Origin of the sequence: Curtobacterium sp. NPDC089689, from assembly GCF_044749145.1 — a bacterium.
GTDB lineage: Bacteria > Actinomycetota > Actinomycetes > Actinomycetales > Microbacteriaceae > Curtobacterium.
The window spans coordinates 145,831-161,056 of record NZ_JBIVHJ010000001.1; the positions used below are offsets into that span (position 1 = coordinate 145,831).

Consider the following 15,226-nt stretch of genomic DNA (forward strand, 5'->3'; position numbering starts at 1 on the left):
CCGGAGCACCCCGCCTCGAACCGGCACTGCGCCGATGCTCGATTCCCGTCATCCCCTCCACTACGGAGCACCCCGCCTCGAACCGGCACTGCGCCGATGCTCGATTCCCGTCATCCCCTCCACTACGGAGCACCCCGCCTCGAACCGGCACTGCGCCGGATGCTCGATTCCCGTCATCCCCTCCACTACGGAGCACCCCGTCTCGAACCGGCACTGCGCCGGATCCTCGATTCCCGTCATCCCCTCCACTACGGAGCACCCCGTCTCGAACCGGCACTGCGCCGATGCTCGATTCACGTCATCCCCTCTACTTCCGACGGAATCGTTCTGAGCCGGCACTGCGCCGATGCTCGATTCCCGTCATCCCCTCTACTTCCGACGGAACCGTTCTGAGCCGGCACTGCGCCGGATCCTCGATTCCCGTCGTCCCCTCCGATCCGAGAGCGCCGGCCCATCGTGCCGGCGCTCGTTCGTTCATCTCCGCGAGGTCGCACGAGAACGTTCGCAAAGAAGTGTTCGCAAAGAAGTGTTTGCAAAGAAGTGTTTGCAAATAATTCTTTGCGGTGTACGCTCGCCCCATGACCGACGAGCTCCGCATCCTCGACGTCGCCGCCCTCAAGGCCCTGGCGCACCCGCTCCGAGCGCGCCTGCTCGACCTCCTGTCGCAGTACGGCCCCTCGACGGCGACCACCCTCGGCGAGCGGCTCGGCGAGTCGAGCGGCTCGACGAGCTACCACCTCCGTCAGCTCGAGAAGCACGGTCTCGTGCACGAGCTCCCCGACCGTGGGACCGCCCGTGACCGCTGGTGGCAGCGGACCGAGGGCCGGTTCAGCATCGGCGGGCCGGGCACCGACCTCCCGTCGACCGCGCAGCAGACCGCGACGCAGCTCGCGGGGCTCTCGGTGATGGACTCCGAGAACGACCTCGTCCGCGACTGGATGACCCGCGACCAGTCGAGCGTGCCCGCCGAGTGGCGCGGGACGTCCGGCTCGGTCACCTACGTCGCGTTGACGCCCGAGGAGTACGAGGCGATGTGGCAGGAGTTCGACGCCGTCATCGACCGGTACCGGGCCGTCCGGGGTCGCGTCGCCGACCTCCCCGAGGGCGTCCGTCGCGTCTTCACCCAGATCCGCACCGTCCCGATCATCGACGACGACCAGCCGCAGGAGCCGACACCGTGACCACGTTCCAGCCCCGCACCGTACCGACCCCACCCGTCTCCCCCGTCGAGGTCCTCACCAACCGAATCGGCACCGCCCTCGTCCGCTGGAGCCTCCGCCACGCTGAGCTCCGGGCCGCGCGTGCCGTCGTCGGTCGCGAGCGAGCACTGCGACGAGCTGTCGGCACCGGATCGCCGACACTGACGAGCACGAACACCGACGTCGTGCTCGCCGAGGTCACCCGCTACCGGTGATCGGCCGCGACCGGCCGTCCCATGGTGCGGTCAGGCGTCGCCGAAGGTGAGCGTGACGTGCGGGCGGTCACCGAGCTCGACCCCCGCCCGTCGACGCTCGACCGCCCGGAGCGGCACGAGGTACCCGCCGTCCTTCGGGAAGAGCGAGGTCGTCCAGGTCACCGAGCCGATCGTCACGCGGGCAGGGATGACACCCCATCCGTAGGTCAGCATCGGGGCCAGCTCGTGGATCACGTCGGCGGCGTCCGGTGGCACGACGGCGTAGAAGAACGGCGCCGGGCCGCGCCACTCGATGACCTCGCCGTCGAACTCGATCTCCACGCGGCGATCGTACGACGGCGGGCGAGCCGATCTCCGGATCCGGAGATGGCCGTTCCGGTGCACGGATCCCGAGGATCGCGCACCGGATCGGCCACGACCGAAAGAGAGGTCACCGTCCGACGCGAGCGGCGGGACGGGCGCGCCCCGCGCCTCCAGGCCGGTGCCGGAGTCGCGGGGCGCACGAGGCGAGTCGCCGGAGCGACGCGCGCGTCACTGGTACGACGCGGCCTGCCCGTAGAGCACCTGTGTCAGCGAGGACACGTAGGGCGAGACGTCGCCGTCCGGCAGGTTGTACGTCATGAAGACGCCGTAGCCGTCTGCCTTCGTCCGTTGTGCCAGCGAGACGGCCGTGGACTGCGACGTGTTCTGGATGTCGACGGCGGCCGCGGACAGGCGGTCCTTGCCGAGCCCCGGGATCGACGGCGCCGAGTAGGTGCCGTAGTACGGGTTCCAGGCGTAGTCGAGCTGCGAGCCGATCGTCGAGCTCGACGAGGCGAGGGCGGAGGACGCCGGGCCGATGTCGTAGAACGAGATGAGCTTGCCGGGCATGTCGGCGCGGAGGGCGCTGATGAGCCACCCGATCGACTGCTGGTTCGGCTGCGGGGTGCCGTTCACCCCGTAGTCCGAGTACTCGTCGTCGAGGTCCACTCCGTCGAGCCCGTACTTCGCCACGGTCGCCGAGACCTGGGCCGCGAAGTCGGCAGCAGCGGCCTGGGTCGGGAAGTTCGCGATACCGGCGCCCTGGTGGTTGCCGAGGATCGACAGCGAGACCTTGATGCCCTTCGCCTGCAGCGGCCGGATCTGGGTCGCGGCGTCGTCGAGGGTGCGCTGGACGTTCTCGTTGTTGTACAGGACGGCCTTCGACCCGTCCCAGTTGATGTTCGCGGCGAAGATGATCGCGACGTCGAACGCGTTCGCGCCGTTCGCCAGGGTGTACCGGCCGACGTTCGACAGCTGGTCGTTGTTCACCTCGACGTAGGCGATGCTGGTCGGCCCGCTCTTCGTGGGCGTCGCGTGCGGCTGTGCTCCGTGCCCGACGCCGTGGTGGGCGCCGACGCCGTGTGACGAACCAGTGGGCGACGGCGCTGCCGACGCGGCGGACGGCACGAGCGGTGCCGCCACCATCGCGGCGATGGCCGCCACGATCCCGAACTTCACGGACTTCTTCATGACACTCCTCTTCGAGTGACGAACCGACCGGCGGGTGCCGACCGGGGGCCGGCGGGTGCCGACCGGGGGCCGGCAGCTGCCGACCCGGGACCGCCGCCGGGGCACCCGAAGCCCCGACGGCGGAGTCTCAGGCGCGCGGGTACCGGAACGTCCGGACCTCGTAGGCGTCGACCGGGAACGCCGCGACGCCGTCGGTGACCGAGGCCACACCGGGCAGGGTGGCGTCGGGCTCCTCCAGCAGCGTGACCTCTGCCGGAACTGACCAGGGGCCGTCCACCGCGATGCCGCCGGTGCCTCGGCGGCCGGACGGCTCGTACACGCGCACGATCAGGTCACCGGAACGGTCGTCGGCGAGCTTGACGCTCGACAGCACGACGTCGCCGGACACCTGCACGGCCGGCTCGAACCCGTGCGCACCCGTGACGGTCCGTGCGCCCGCGTTCATGACGACGCCGGCCTCCGTGGCTCCGAGCTGGTCGGTCCCGATGACGATGCCGTACCGGTGGGTCTGCTCGCCCTGGTCGGTCTCGGGGTCGGGGAACCGCGGTGCCCGGAGCAGCGAGAGCCGGACGGTGGTGGTGACGTGGCCGTCGACCGCGTCGCGCGTGGTGTCGAACCCGTGGATCGAGTCGTTCACGAGCGCCACTCCGAACCCCGGCTCCTCGACGAGCACGTAGCGGTGCATCGAGGTCTCGAACTTCGCGGCCTCCCACGAGGTGTTCGTGTGCGTCACCCGCTTCTGTGCGCCGAACTGCGTCTCGGCGACGGTGTGCTCGGCGCGGACGTCGAGGGGGAACGCGACCTTGAGGAACTTCTCGGTCTCGTGCCAGTCCGTCACCTGCGCGAACTCCAGCGTGCGGGACCCGGGCGCGAGTGTGATGTCCTGTGTCACGGTCGAATCGCCGAAAGCGCGCGACACCACGACCCGTGCGACGCCGCGGTCGTCGACCGATGCGTCGATCGTCTCGACCGCGACGAGGTCCTCGACCCGGTTGCGGTAGTACCGGTCGACGTCCCAGGCGTCCCACATGTTCGGGAAGTCCTGGTGCAGCTGCAGCAGGTTCGCGACCTGGCCGGGGGCGATCGCCTCGCGTCCGGTGGTGAGGTCGACGGCGCTCGTCACGAGGCCACGCGCGTCGACGACCACGCGGACGAGGTCGTTCGTCAGCACGTACCCGCCGTCCTGCTCGGTCAGCGACACCGGGGTCGCCGCCGGCACGTCGGTCGCCAGGAGGGCGCCCTGCGCGGGTGCGCCGGCCTGGAGGAACGGGGCGGGGTTCACGGCGACGGTCGCGTCACCGGCACCCGTCAGAGCCGACAGGGCGTCGGCGATGACCGCTTCGAGGCGTGCGGCCGTCTCCGCGTACTTCGCCACCGCTTCACGGTGCACCCAGGCGATCGAGGTCCCGGGCAGGATGTCGTGGAACTGTTGCAGGAGGACCTGCTGCCACAGCGCGTCGAGCTCGTCGTACGGGTACGCGAAGCCGGTGCGTGCGGCCGCGGTCGCCGCCCACAGCTCCGCCTCGATCAGCAGCTGCTCGCTCCGGCGGTTGCCCTGCTTCGTCTGGTGCTGGCTCGTGAGCGTCGCGCGGTGCAGCTCGAGGTAGAGCTCCCCCACCCACACCGGCGGGTTCGGCAGCTCGGACTTCGCCCGGTCGAAGAACGTGTCCGGGTGCTCCCAGCGGACCTTGGCGCTGCCCTCGAGGTCGGCGAGGCGTGCGGCCGTGCCGGTCATCTCGCGGGTCGTGCCACCGCCGCCGTCACCCCAACCGACGGGTGCGATCGACCCGGTGGCGAGGCGGTTCTCGCGGAACTGCCGTGAGGCCTTCGCCACCTCTTCCCCGGACAGCCGGGAGTTGTACGTGTCCATCGACGGGAAGTGCGAGAACACCCGCGACCCGTCGATGCCCTCCCAGAGGAACGTGTGGTGCGGGAACTTGTTGACCTGGTTCCACGAGATCTTCTGCGTGAAGAACCACTCGAAGCCCGCGCGGCGCATCAGCTGCGGCAGCGCCGGCGAGTACCCGAAGCTGTCCGGCAGCCAGACGCCCTTCGGCCGGATGCCGAACTCCTGCTCGAAGAACCGCTGTCCCTGCGAGAACTGCCGCACGATGCTCTCGCCCGTGGGCATCACCGTGTCGGACTCGACCCACATGCCGCCGAGCGGCAGGAACCGGCCGGCTTCGACCGCGGCCTGCACCCGGGCGTACACCTCGGGACGGTGCTCCTTGATCCAGGCGTACTGCTGCGCGCTCGACATGCCGTAGAGGAAGTCGTCGGTCTGATCGATGAGCTCGGTCATCGTGGAGGTGGTGCGGGCGACCTTCCGGATCGTCTCGCGCACCGGCCACAGCCAGGCGGAGTCGATGTGGGCGTGCCCGACCGCCGAGATCGTGTGCGCCGAGGCGTCGGCCGGTGCGGCGAGGACGTCGGCGAGCGCACCGCGGGCGTCGGCGGCGGTCTCCGCGACCTGCTGCAGATCAAGTCGGTCGAGGGCGTCGTCCAGCGCCTGCAGGATCCGCATCCGCCGGGGTCCCTCGGGCAGCTGCGCCTGGAGCTCGAGGAGCACCTCGAGGTCGAGCGCGAGCTCGTGCACGTCGGACTCGAAGACCGCGAGGTCCATCCGACGCGACGTGTAGAGGCGCTTCGGGGACGAGGTCTCGATGTCGCCCTCGTGCGTGACGAGGAAGGGGTGGTAGTCGAGCAGGACCGGGTTCGACGCGGCCTCGACGAAGAGCTCGACCGTCTCACCGCCCGCTGCTTCCTCGGCGATGAGCACCCACTGGTTCCGCGGGTTGATCGACTTCACCGGGGTGCCGTCGGCGAGGTACACGAGCCCCTCGCACTGGAAGCCCGGCATGTTCTTGTCGAACCCGAGGTCGACCACGGCCTCGACGCGCCGTCCGGCCCAGTCCGCCGGCACGGTCCCGGTCAGCCGGAACCACGTCGTGCCCCACGCGGCGCCCCACGTCGTGCCGACCTCGTACGGCTCGAAGTCGAGCGCGAGCCCGGCCGCCGGCGGGATCGGCTCACCCGGGAGTTCGTGCCAGGCGGTGTCGAGCGGCGTCGCCGTGGCGTGCACCGCGGGCAGGATCCGCTCGTCGAGGACCCGTCGGGCGCGTCCGGTGGTGAGGGGGATGTCGTCGTGCATGGGGTCCTTCCGGGAGGGAGGGCCGGCGTCGCTGCCGGCAGCAGGGCGGATGGTCAGGACTGGGAGTGGTCAGTGCAGCCGAGGGTCAGGGCATCGTCGCGGGGTGCGCGACCGTGAGTGCGGTGCCGTCGAGGTCCGTCGGTACCTCCACGATGCTCGTGATCCCCCGTGCGGAGCGGAGCGTCTCGTCGGCGAGTCGGGAACGCAGGACCACTTGCGGCCCGCGACCGTCCTCCGACGACTCGGCGAGCGCGAGCCACGCGGCGGCGAACCGGCCACCGGGCGCGCAGTCGGCTCGGGTGCCGTAGCGGGGCGACCCATCGGCCAGCACGTCGTCGAGGACGAGCGCGGTCGACGGCGGCTCCACCGCTGCGGCGATCCCACCGCGGGCGAGCGCGGCGAAGGCCTCCCCCGCCGGTTTGAGCGCGCCGTCGTTGGTGAACAGGCCGAGGTCGTACTCGAGCTCGGGGAAGTCCGCGAGCGACCGGGAGACGTCGTGCGAGCACCACCACGTGACGCCGAGGACGTCCTGCGCGCCGGCGACGTGGCGGATCGTCTGCTCCGTGAACGCCGCGGCGTCCGCGGCTGGGACGACGTTCGTCGGTGCGCCGACCTCCTGCAACCAGTTCGGCCGACGGGGCTCCCGGTTCCAGGCCGCCGCGAGCTGCAGCAGGTACTCCCCGTGCCGGACCGACCCGGCGCCGAGCGGGCCGTGCAGCGCCGCCGTCCCGTTGAACACCCACGAGTGCGTGACCGTGGCGTCGCCGTGGTCCGCCGCGTGCTCCGGGCCGAAGGGCTGTGCGTCGTCGTACCAAGCCGCGTCGTACTGCGCGACGGTGACCAGCGGACCTGGACGCGACCCGGCGAGGGCGGAGGCCGACGGGTCGGAGCCGAGCCGCGCCTCCAGGCCGGACGCACCGGACGCGAGTCCGGAACGCGCCGCTGCGACCATCGCCGCCGCCCAGGCGTGCCCCTGCTCCGCCGTGGTGTCGTGCGGCGCCGGGTGCGGGGCGTGCGCGAACTGGTTGACCTCGTTGCCGATCGAGATGCCGAGCAGGTTCGGCTTGTCCGCGACCGCGCCGGCGAGCGCCTCGACGTACGCCGCGGTCGAGGCGACGACGTCCGGGTCGGTGAACATGTTCCGTCGGTGCCAGCTGTCGAGCCAGGACGGCACGAAGTCGAAGCTCGACAGGTGCCCCTGCAGCGCGTCGACGTTCACGTCGAGCCCGAACGACCCCGCGATGTCGACGACGGTCGCGACGTCGCGCAGCGCCGAGGCCCGGATGAGCGTCCGGTTCGGCTGCACGATCGGCCAGAGCGGGAAGATCCGCACGTGGTCCGCGCCGAGCGACGCGATCGCCTCGAGGTCGCGCGCGGTGTCCGACGGGGAGAAGTCGAGCCAGGAGTGGAACCAGCCGACGGCCGGGGTGTAGTTGACACCGAAGCGCATCAGCCCTTCACCCCACCCTCTTCGACGCCCTTGAAGAAGAAGCGCTGCAGCACCGCGAAGATCACCGCGATCGGGATGAACGCGATCATCGTGCCGGCCGCGATCATGCGCTGGTCGGTGGCGAACGTGCCCTGGAGGTACTGCAGACCGACCGTGAGCGTCAGGTTCTGCGGCGACTGCAGCACGATGAGCGGCCAGAGGAAGTCGTCCCACGCTCCGATGAACGAGAAGATCGCGATCACGGCGATGGTGCCCTGCACGGCGGGGAGCGAGATGTACCGCAGGCGCTGCATCGCGTTTGCGCCGTCCATCACCGCGGCCTGGTCGATCTCCTCGGGGATCTGCCGGAACGCGTTGAACATGAGCAGCACGTTGAGCGCCGCGATCATCCCGGGCAGCGCGACACCGACGAGGTTGTCGGCGAGGCCGAGGTCCTTCACGGTGACGAACTGGCTGATGATCGTGGCCTCGCCCGGCAGCACGAGGGTGGCGAGGAACAGCCCGAGGACGGCCTTCCGGAAGCGCCACTGCAGGCGGGCGAGGGCGAACCCGGCGAGCGTCGCGAACACGATGTTGCCGAACACGTCGATCGCGGCGACGAGCAGCGAGTTGCCGATGTACCGCCAGACGGGGATCGCGGCCGCCACCTTGAGGTAGTTCTCGATCGTCGGCTCGGTCGGGATGAACGATGGGTTCGCCGTGTAGATGTCCTCGCCGGCGCCCTTGAGCGAGGTCGAGAGCTGCCAGAGGAACGGGCCGATCGTGATGAAGAGGACCACGACGAGGAGGACGTAGCGGACCACCTTCTCGCGGGTGGACATGACGCCCCACACCTGGCGGCGGCGGCGCCGTCCGTCGCGTCCGTCCGGCCTGGAGGCGCGGTCCGGTTCCGTCGCGCCGGTCACGTCCGGCGCGGGGGCCGCCACGCCGGCGGCGCCTCCGATGACCGGCTCGGTCGTGTTGGTCGTGTTCGTCACTTGTCGGCCTTGCTGTTCATGCGGGCGAGGGCGAGCATCGGGATGAGCGTCACGACGAAGAGCAGGAGGCTCAGGGCGGACGCGTAGCCGAGGTTGCCGGTGAACCCGCGGGCGTACTGCTGGATGAGCATGACGAGCGAGTTGTCCTGCCCGCCGGGCCCACCCGTGCCGTTGGTGAGGATGTAGAGCTCGCTGAACACCCGGAGCGCGCTGACGCACACCAGGATGCCGACGAGCGTCATCGTCCCGCGGACCCCGGGCATCGTGACCGACCAGAACCGCCGCACGGCACCGGCGCCGTCGAGCGCCGCGGCCTCGTGCAGGTCCTTGCCGACGTTCCCGAGGGCCGCGAGGAAGATGATCATGTAGTAGCCGAGGCCCTTCCAGACCGTCAGGCTGATCGCGCTGATGAGCAGCAGCCACCGGTCGGTGAGGAACGGGATGCCCGCGCCGCCGAGGGCCTTCACGATCTCGTTGATGACCCCGCGGTCGTCGAGGATCCAGGTCCAGATGAGGCCGACGACGACCGCGGAGGCGATCACGGGCGTGTAGTACGCCGTACGGAAGAACGCGATGCCGGGGAGCTTCTGCTGCACGAGCACCGCGATGAGCAGCGGCAGCACGGTCAGCAGTGGCAGGCAGACCGCCATGTAGATGACGCTGTTGAGGAGCGCCTCCCACACCTGCGGATCGCCGAGCAGGGTCCTGAAGTTCGCGAGACCCACCCACTGGCTCACGCCCCCGAGGGGGCTGGCGTTCGTGAACGACAGCCGGACGGTGTTGATCGACGGCCAGAGGCTGAACGCGAGCAGCCAGACGAGTGCCGGCAGGACGAGCAGCCAGGGCGTGAACCAGCGGTTGGCGCGCATCAGCCGTTGGCCAGGAGGGTGTTCATCTTGGTCTGCGCCGTCTGGAGGGCCTTCTCCGGCGAGACCTGGCCCTTCATGGCGAGGGCGATCTGCTGGTCGAGGAAGTCCGTCATCGCGGAGTTCGCCTCGACCGGGTTGAGCACCTTCGCCTGCTTGAGCGCCTCGTTCGCGAGGACGCGGGCCTTGCCGTTCACGGTGCCGTCGTCCTTCGAGAAGTACGGGTCGGACTGCGACGACGTTGTCGACGGGAAGATGTTCACCAGGTGGGCGAAGGCCTCCTGGTTCTTCGCGTTCGTCATGTACTGCGCGAACGCCTCGGCGGTGGCGAGGTGCTTCGACTTCGACGACACGGACAGGCCCTGCACGTAGAGCGGCGGGGTGTCGAGCGCGGGGCTCACCGTGACGTTGCCCTTGAGCGACGGGTTGTTCTTGACCATGTCGGACAGGGCCGTGGCGCCGCCGGTGGTCCAGGCGACCTTCTGCTGCGTGAAGAGCGTCGAGTTGCCGAGGTAGTCGCTGTTGAGGACGTTCGAGGGCATGTAGCCGTCCTGGTACGCGGTCTTGTAGCGGCCGATGAGGTCGGCGGCCTTCGACGAGTCGGCGAAGGTGAACTTCGTGCCGTCGCTGTTGAGGACCTTGACGCCGGCGAGGGTGAAGTCACCGAGGCCGGGCTTGCGGCTCATCAGGTAGTCGTCGGGGCACTTCTCGTGCATCGTCTTCGCCTGCGTGAAGAGGTCGTCGGTGGTCTTCGGCGGGTTGTCCGCGTCGAGGCCGCACTTGTCGAACATCGTCGTGTTCCAGTAGTCGACGTCGGTGTTGAGGTACCAGGGGTAGCCGTACGTGCCGTCGAGCCCCTTGTACTCGTACGAGTCGAGCGCACCGGAGACGTAGGTGCTCGCGAGCTTGCTGTCGTCCTTCGACACGTCCTGCAGGAACCCGCGCTTGGCGAGGGGCAGGGCGATGTCCGGCGGCAGGTTGATGACGTCCGGCAGCGTGTTCGACGACGCCTGGCTGAGCACCTTGTCCGCGTAGCCGTCGCCGGGCTGGTCCTGCAGCTTGACCTTCGCGTCGGGGTGCTCCTTCTCGAAGCCCTTGATGACCCCGTTGAGGTAGTCCGTGTAGGTCGGCGTCAGCGCCCAGGTCTGGAGCGTGATCGTGCCGTCGATCTTCCCGCTGCTCCCGGTGGCCGCGCCGCCGCCGCTCGAGCAACCGGTCAGGGCGAGTGCTGCCGCTGCAGCCGTGGCGAGCAGGGCGACGGCGCCGCCCCGCTTGCGTGTCGTGGTCCTCATGGGATGTGACTCCTTCGTCATCGTGCTCAAGCGGTTCAGTTGCTGTCGCCGAACCAGCGCGTGGCAGCGACGATGCACGACTAAAACGCTATAGTCAAGCCGTGGCCCCGAAACGCCGGACGACGATCGCCGACATCGCAGCGCGTGCCGGCGTGTCCATCAGCGCGGTCTCCTTCGCGCTCAACGACCGTCCCGGGGTCTCCCCCGAGACCCGGCTCCGGGTGCAGCAGATCGCCCGCGAGCTCGACTGGCAGCCGCACACCGCTGCGCGCGCGCTCGGTGGCGCGAAGGCGGGGTCGATCGGCTTCGTGCTGAACCGTCCCGCGCGCACACTCGGCACAGAGTCGTTCTTCGGCGACCTCATCTCCGGCATCCAGCTCGGGCTCGCCGGCAGCCACGTCGGCATGAACCTCCTCGTCGCCCGCGACGCGGACGAGGAACTGGCGACCTACCGCGACTGGTGGCGCGGGCACCGGGTCGACGGCGTCATCGTCATCGACCCGCGCCGCGACGACCCGCGGCTGGCCCTGCTCGCCGAGCTCGGGATGCCGACCGTCGTCGTGGGGTCGCACCCGTCTCCCGCGGGCTCGGCCCCGTCGGTCTGGATCGACGACTCCGACGCGACCGACACCGTCCTGCGCTACCTGCTCGCGCTCGGACACCGGCGGATCGCGCACGTCGCCGGGCGTCCGGAGTACGAGCACACCGCGATGCGGATCGAGCGGGTGCGGTCCTTCGCCGTCGCCGGCGACCTCGAGGACGCGGTGTCCGTGCCGACCGACTACTCGGCCGAGGCGGGCGCCCGGGCCACCCGGGAGCTCCTGTCCCGCCGGGACCGCCCGACCGCGATCGTCTACGACAACGACGTCCTCGCCGTCGCCGGGCTCGGGGTGGCGAGCGAGATGGGCGTGCACGTCCCCGGCGACGTGTCGATCGTGTCGTTCGACGACTCCGCGATGGTCCGGCTCGTGCGGCCGGCGATCACCTCGCTCACCCGCGACACGGTCGAGCTCGGGCAGCGTGCGGCCACCCTGCTCCGCACCCAGATCGACGCACCGGGACCCCTGCCGTCCCAGCCCGGACCGGCCCTGACGCTCAGCGTGCGCGAGTCCACGGGGACGGTCCGCGACGCACGGTGACGCCTACCGGAGTCCGCACAACGCACTGCATTGACATGTGCGGACATCCCGAGGATCGTTTACGACACACCGGTACTGCAAGTAACTCGATGATCGAGACTTTCGGTCACGCGAGCAACGTACTGGAAGGAGGCACCATGAAGAAGAGTGAGGTGCCGTCCTGGGTCGCGCACGTGCTCACCCCGCCCGAGGTCATCGCGGCCTACGTCGAACGACGGGTCAACGATCCATCGCTCCTGTCGGGTGAGTCGTCAGAACCCACGTACGCGGACTTCCTCCGCGACGAGTAGACGGGTCTTGTCCGGACTGGAGGCCCTGCTCGCGTTCCGTCCGTACGGAGCGTGGTGCGGGCCTCCGGTCCGAGTCCGGGCCCGGCGTCCGGCGTCTCCTCCATCGTCACGCGCGCCTGCGGCGCGCGGAGAGCGTGACGCCCACGCTCGCGGCGGTCACGCACGCGAGCGCCGCGACCTCCTGCGCCGACAGCCCCTCGGCGAGGACGACCAGTCCGGCCAGGGCCGCGATCGCCGGGCCGAGGCTCTGCAGCACCCCGAACACCCTCGTCGGCATCCGTCGGAGCGCGAGCATCTCGAGGGCGTACGGCAGCACGCTCGAGAGCACCGCGACGGCACCGAACACGAGCAGCAGCGACGGGTGCGCGGCCACCCCGCCCACGGCCTCGTGCGCGCCGAACGGCAGCGCGACGAGCATGGCGACGAGCATCGACATCGCGAGACCGTCGACGCCCGGGATCGCCTGGCCGACGTGCCGGTTCATCACGATGTAGCCCGCCCAGCAGACCGCCGCGAGGACCGCGAACACGATGCCGGACACCGAGGTCACGGCGGACGGCCCGACCCCGAGCAGCACGACCCCGGCGAGCGCCAGCACGGCCCAGAGCGCGTCCCGCCAGCGACGGGTGTGCACGAGCGACAGGGTGAGCGGCCCGAGGAACTCGATCGTCACCGCGACCCCGATGGGGATGCTCGCGAAGGCGACGTAGATGCAGACGTTCATCCCGCCGAGCGCCACCCCGAGCACGACGGCACCGGTCCACTGCGCGCGCGTCCAGTGGCGAACCCGCGGTCGCACGACGAGCGCGAGGACGACGGCGCCGATCACGAGCCGGAGCGTCGCTGCCCCGACGGATCCGACCTCGTCGAAGCGGGTCTTCGCGATCGCGGCGCCGAGCTGGACGGAGACGATCGCCGCGAGGGCGAGGAGCGGGGCGGGGACGCGCGTCACGGGTGTCGCGCTCAGCCGAGGTAGGCGAGCACGGCGAGGACGCGGCGGTGGTCCTCGCCCGTGTCCTCGAGGGCGAGCTTGCCGAAGATGCTCGACACGTGCTTCTCGACGGCTCCGGTGCCGATGACGAGCGCCCGGGCGATCGCGGCGTTGGTGCGGCCCTCGGCCATGAGTCCGAGGACCTCGCGCTCGCGCGGGGTGAGCGCTGCGAGGGGGTCACGGCGTCGGCTCATGAGCTGCGTCACGACTTCGGGGTCGAGGACGGTCCCACCGGCCGCGATGCGTCGGACGGCGTCGTCGATCTCCTCGAGCCGGGTCACGCGGTCCTTGAGGAGGTAGCCGATGCCGGTCGCGCCGGCGGCGAGGACGTCCTCGGCGTAGGTGGCCTCGACGTACTGGGACAGCAGGAGGACCCCGGTGCGGGGACTCACCCGCCGGGTCTCGACCGCTGCCCGGACTCCTTCGTCCGTGAACGTCGGCGGCATCCGGACGTCCATGACGACCACGTCGGGGGCGTCCGCCGGCAGAGTGGCGAGGAACGAGGCGGCGTCGGCGTGCTGTCCGACGACGTCGATGCCGGCTTCGTCGAGCACGCGTGCCAGGCCCTCGCGGAGGAGCACGGCATCGTCGACGACGACGGCCCGGATGCGTGCTGCACCCGGGCCGTCGCTCATGCCGACGATCCTACCGACCTACCGGTGCTGGACCGGCACCCCGTTCAGCGCACCGAGCGGGATGCGGGCGGTGGCCTCGGTCGGGCCACCTTCCGGGCTGGACACGGTGAGTTCGCCGTCGAGGGCGCGCATCCGGCCCATCAGCCCCTCGATGCCGTGGCCCTCCTCGGGACGGGCACCGCCGCGGCCGTCGTCGGTGACGCTGACGGTGAGGTACCAGACACCCGAGGCGTCGACCACGAGCCCGAGGTACACCGCACCCGTGGAGGCACCTGCGTGCTTCGTCGTGTTCGTGAGCAGCTCGCTCACGGTGAAGTACACGTTGCGTTGGATCTCGGTCGCGAGTTCCAGCCCGTCGGGGAGGCGGACCTCGAGCGCGACGGGGATCGGCGTGCGGGCGACCAGGGCCTCGAGGGCGGCGATGAGTCCTCGGTCGAGCAGGATCGGCGGCGCGAACCCGCGGGACAGCGCACGCAGTTCGTCGAGGGCGTCCTGCGCGTGGGTCGACGCCTCACCGATGAGCTGCCGTGCCTTCACCGGGTCCTTGTCGATGGCGCGCTCGGCGGCGGACAGGTCCATCCGGAGCCGCACGAGACGCTGCTGCGGGCCGTCGTGGAGGTCACGCTCGATCTGACGGAGCGCCTGCCCCTCGGCGGTCACAGCACCGGCACGGGACGCCTGGAGGCCGGCCACCCGCCGCTCGAGGACCTCGGCGCGGAACCCGCCGAGGAGACCGAAGTCGATCCACCAGTGCGCGAGCACGGAGCCGCGCGCCCACAGCGGGAACAGTGCGACCGAGGCGGCCATGGAGAGCAGGCCGAGGAACCCGAGGGTCACGAGCGACGCGCTGTCGACCCCGCCGAAGTACCCGACCGTGGCGCGGTTCAGCAGGGCGATCCCACCGATGACGATCGGCCAGGTGAAGCCGGCGATGAGGAGCGCGCCGACACCGACCGTGACGAGCGCGGCGATCGGGTAGACGACGGCCGCGTGCAGCAGGTAGAGCCAGTAGTGCGGGTTGGCGACCGCGGAGCCGGTGCGGGTCCACCAGTTCTGCTGCCAGCGCGGCGTCCAGTCGACGGGACGGATCGGGCGCTTGTCGGCCCAGCCGATGCGGAGCTTCTCGAACTGCCCGAGCCACCGCGCGATGAACAGCGCGATGAAGAACATGAGCAGGACGAACGGGTTGAACAGGTCGCGGAAGCCGCCGCCGAACACCGCCGCGGGGAACGCCGCGTAGAGGGTGCAGAGCAGCACCGCGGTGAGGGCCATGTAGCCGAAGTCGCGAGGCAGGCGACGCCAGGCATCACGGTAGAACGCTCCGGCGGTCATCCCGGAGCCGGTGCCCCCGACGCCTGCGCTCCCCGCACCCGGACCGCCGGTCACGGGCGGTTGCTGGGACGGCGGCGGAGTGCCCTGCCAGCCGGGTGGCGGGGTCGGCTGCTCGGGCATGGGTCGTGTGGCTCCTGTCGGCAGCGAGTCGTTGAGCGGGACGGTCTCGGCCTGGTCGAGGCGGGCGGTGTCGGTCAT

At 70.5% G+C, this 15,226-nt stretch carries 14 protein-coding genes; 4 read left to right on the forward strand and 10 right to left on the reverse strand.

What is annotated here, in order from left to right; translation table 11 throughout:
• Nucleotides 1-578: 578 nt before the first annotated feature.
• A complete protein-coding gene (locus ACIPYW_RS00680) occupies nucleotides 579-1,181 on the forward strand; it encodes an ArsR/SmtB family transcription factor (protein WP_400409889.1) in 603 nt (200 codons plus the stop codon).
• Nucleotides 1,178-1,414 carry a hypothetical protein gene (locus ACIPYW_RS00685; protein WP_400409891.1) on the forward strand — a complete coding sequence of 79 codons (237 nt, stop codon included), beginning with the start codon at nucleotides 1,178-1,180 and terminating at the stop codon, nucleotides 1,412-1,414. Before ACIPYW_RS00680 ends, ACIPYW_RS00685 begins: the two co-directional genes overlap by 4 nt.
• 30 nt (nucleotides 1,415-1,444) lie before the next feature.
• Here ACIPYW_RS00685 and ACIPYW_RS00690 read toward each other — a convergent pair whose 3' ends face one another.
• From ACIPYW_RS00690 to ACIPYW_RS00720, 7 genes are all read right to left on the reverse strand, one after another.
• Nucleotides 1,445-1,735: a DUF1905 domain-containing protein gene (locus ACIPYW_RS00690; RefSeq protein WP_400409893.1), complete on the reverse strand. Its 291-nt coding sequence runs from the start codon at nucleotides 1,733-1,735 to the stop codon at nucleotides 1,445-1,447.
• Between the two features lie 210 nt (nucleotides 1,736-1,945).
• Nucleotides 1,946-2,905, reverse strand: coding sequence for an endo-beta-N-acetylglucosaminidase H (locus ACIPYW_RS00695; RefSeq protein WP_400409896.1), 960 nt, complete (start codon nucleotides 2,903-2,905; stop codon nucleotides 1,946-1,948).
• Nucleotides 2,906-3,032: 127 nt separating this feature from the next.
• On the reverse strand, nucleotides 3,033-6,056 hold the full coding sequence (locus tag ACIPYW_RS00700; protein WP_400409899.1) for an alpha-mannosidase: 3,024 nt from the start codon (nucleotides 6,054-6,056) through the stop codon (nucleotides 3,033-3,035).
• Nucleotides 6,057-6,141: 85 nt separating this feature from the next.
• Entirely contained in the window at nucleotides 6,142-7,506 is a 1,365-nt protein-coding gene (locus tag ACIPYW_RS00705; protein ID WP_400409902.1) for a glycosyl hydrolase, read from the reverse strand.
• The gene (locus tag ACIPYW_RS00710; protein ID WP_400409905.1) at nucleotides 7,506-8,483 is read right to left on the reverse strand and encodes a carbohydrate ABC transporter permease; all 978 of its coding nucleotides are present in this window, start codon (nucleotides 8,481-8,483) and stop codon (nucleotides 7,506-7,508) included. The genes ACIPYW_RS00705 and ACIPYW_RS00710 overlap by 1 nt, the downstream gene beginning before the upstream one ends.
• Nucleotides 8,480-9,352 carry a carbohydrate ABC transporter permease gene (locus tag ACIPYW_RS00715; protein WP_290132387.1) on the reverse strand — a complete coding sequence of 291 codons (873 nt, stop codon included), beginning with the start codon at nucleotides 9,350-9,352 and terminating at the stop codon, nucleotides 8,480-8,482. The genes ACIPYW_RS00710 and ACIPYW_RS00715 overlap by 4 nt, the downstream gene beginning before the upstream one ends.
• A complete protein-coding gene (locus ACIPYW_RS00720) occupies nucleotides 9,352-10,641 on the reverse strand; it encodes a sugar ABC transporter substrate-binding protein (protein WP_290132388.1) in 1,290 nt (429 codons plus the stop codon). Before ACIPYW_RS00720 ends, ACIPYW_RS00715 begins: the two co-directional genes overlap by 1 nt.
• Nucleotides 10,642-10,742: 101 nt before the next feature.
• Here ACIPYW_RS00720 and ACIPYW_RS00725 point away from each other — a divergent pair, with 101 nt between their 5' ends.
• Entirely contained in the window at nucleotides 10,743-11,780 is a 1,038-nt protein-coding gene (locus tag ACIPYW_RS00725; protein ID WP_400409908.1) for a LacI family DNA-binding transcriptional regulator, read from the forward strand.
• Nucleotides 11,781-11,917: 137 nt separating this feature from the next.
• A complete protein-coding gene (locus ACIPYW_RS00730) occupies nucleotides 11,918-12,070 on the forward strand; it encodes a hypothetical protein (RefSeq protein WP_400409910.1) in 153 nt (50 codons plus the stop codon).
• 106 nt (nucleotides 12,071-12,176) lie between these two features.
• Here the strand turns inward: ACIPYW_RS00730 and ACIPYW_RS00735 are convergent, their stop codons facing one another.
• The 3 genes from ACIPYW_RS00735 to ACIPYW_RS00745 are packed head-to-tail and all read right to left on the reverse strand — an operon-like array spanning nucleotide 12,177 to nucleotide 15,226.
• Nucleotides 12,177-13,022 carry an EamA family transporter gene (locus ACIPYW_RS00735; protein WP_400409912.1) on the reverse strand — a complete coding sequence of 282 codons (846 nt, stop codon included), beginning with the start codon at nucleotides 13,020-13,022 and terminating at the stop codon, nucleotides 12,177-12,179.
• Between the two features lie 11 nt (nucleotides 13,023-13,033).
• On the reverse strand, nucleotides 13,034-13,696 hold the full coding sequence (locus ACIPYW_RS00740) for a response regulator (RefSeq protein WP_400409914.1): 663 nt from the start codon (nucleotides 13,694-13,696) through the stop codon (nucleotides 13,034-13,036).
• 18 nt (nucleotides 13,697-13,714) lie between these two features.
• Entirely contained in the window at nucleotides 13,715-15,226 is a 1,512-nt protein-coding gene (locus tag ACIPYW_RS00745; RefSeq protein ID WP_400409917.1) for a sensor histidine kinase, read from the reverse strand.

What these genes read in the sequence shown, in the direction of transcription:
- ACIPYW_RS00680 (WP_400409889.1), top strand. Translation starts at nt 579, where the DNA reads ATGACCGACGAGCTCCGCATCCTCGACGTCGCCGCCCTCAAGGCCCTG.
- ACIPYW_RS00695 (WP_400409896.1), bottom strand. Translation starts at nt 2,905, where the DNA reads ATGAAGAAGTCCGTGAAGTTCGGGATCGTGGCGGCCATCGCCGCGATG.
- ACIPYW_RS00700 (WP_400409899.1), bottom strand. Translation starts at nt 6,056, where the DNA reads ATGCACGACGACATCCCCCTCACCACCGGACGCGCCCGACGGGTCCTC.
- ACIPYW_RS00705 (WP_400409902.1), bottom strand. Translation starts at nt 7,506, where the DNA reads ATGCGCTTCGGTGTCAACTACACCCCGGCCGTCGGCTGGTTCCACTCC.
- ACIPYW_RS00715 (WP_290132387.1), bottom strand. Translation starts at nt 9,352, where the DNA reads ATGCGCGCCAACCGCTGGTTCACGCCCTGGCTGCTCGTCCTGCCGGCA.
- ACIPYW_RS00720 (WP_290132388.1), bottom strand. Translation starts at nt 10,641, where the DNA reads ATGAGGACCACGACACGCAAGCGGGGCGGCGCCGTCGCCCTGCTCGCC.
- ACIPYW_RS00730 (WP_400409910.1), top strand. Translation starts at nt 11,918, where the DNA reads ATGAAGAAGAGTGAGGTGCCGTCCTGGGTCGCGCACGTGCTCACCCCG.
- ACIPYW_RS00740 (WP_400409914.1), bottom strand. Translation starts at nt 13,696, where the DNA reads ATGAGCGACGGCCCGGGTGCAGCACGCATCCGGGCCGTCGTCGTCGAC.
- ACIPYW_RS00745 (WP_400409917.1), bottom strand. Translation starts at nt 15,226, where the DNA reads ATGACCGACACCGCCCGCCTCGACCAGGCCGAGACCGTCCCGCTCAAC.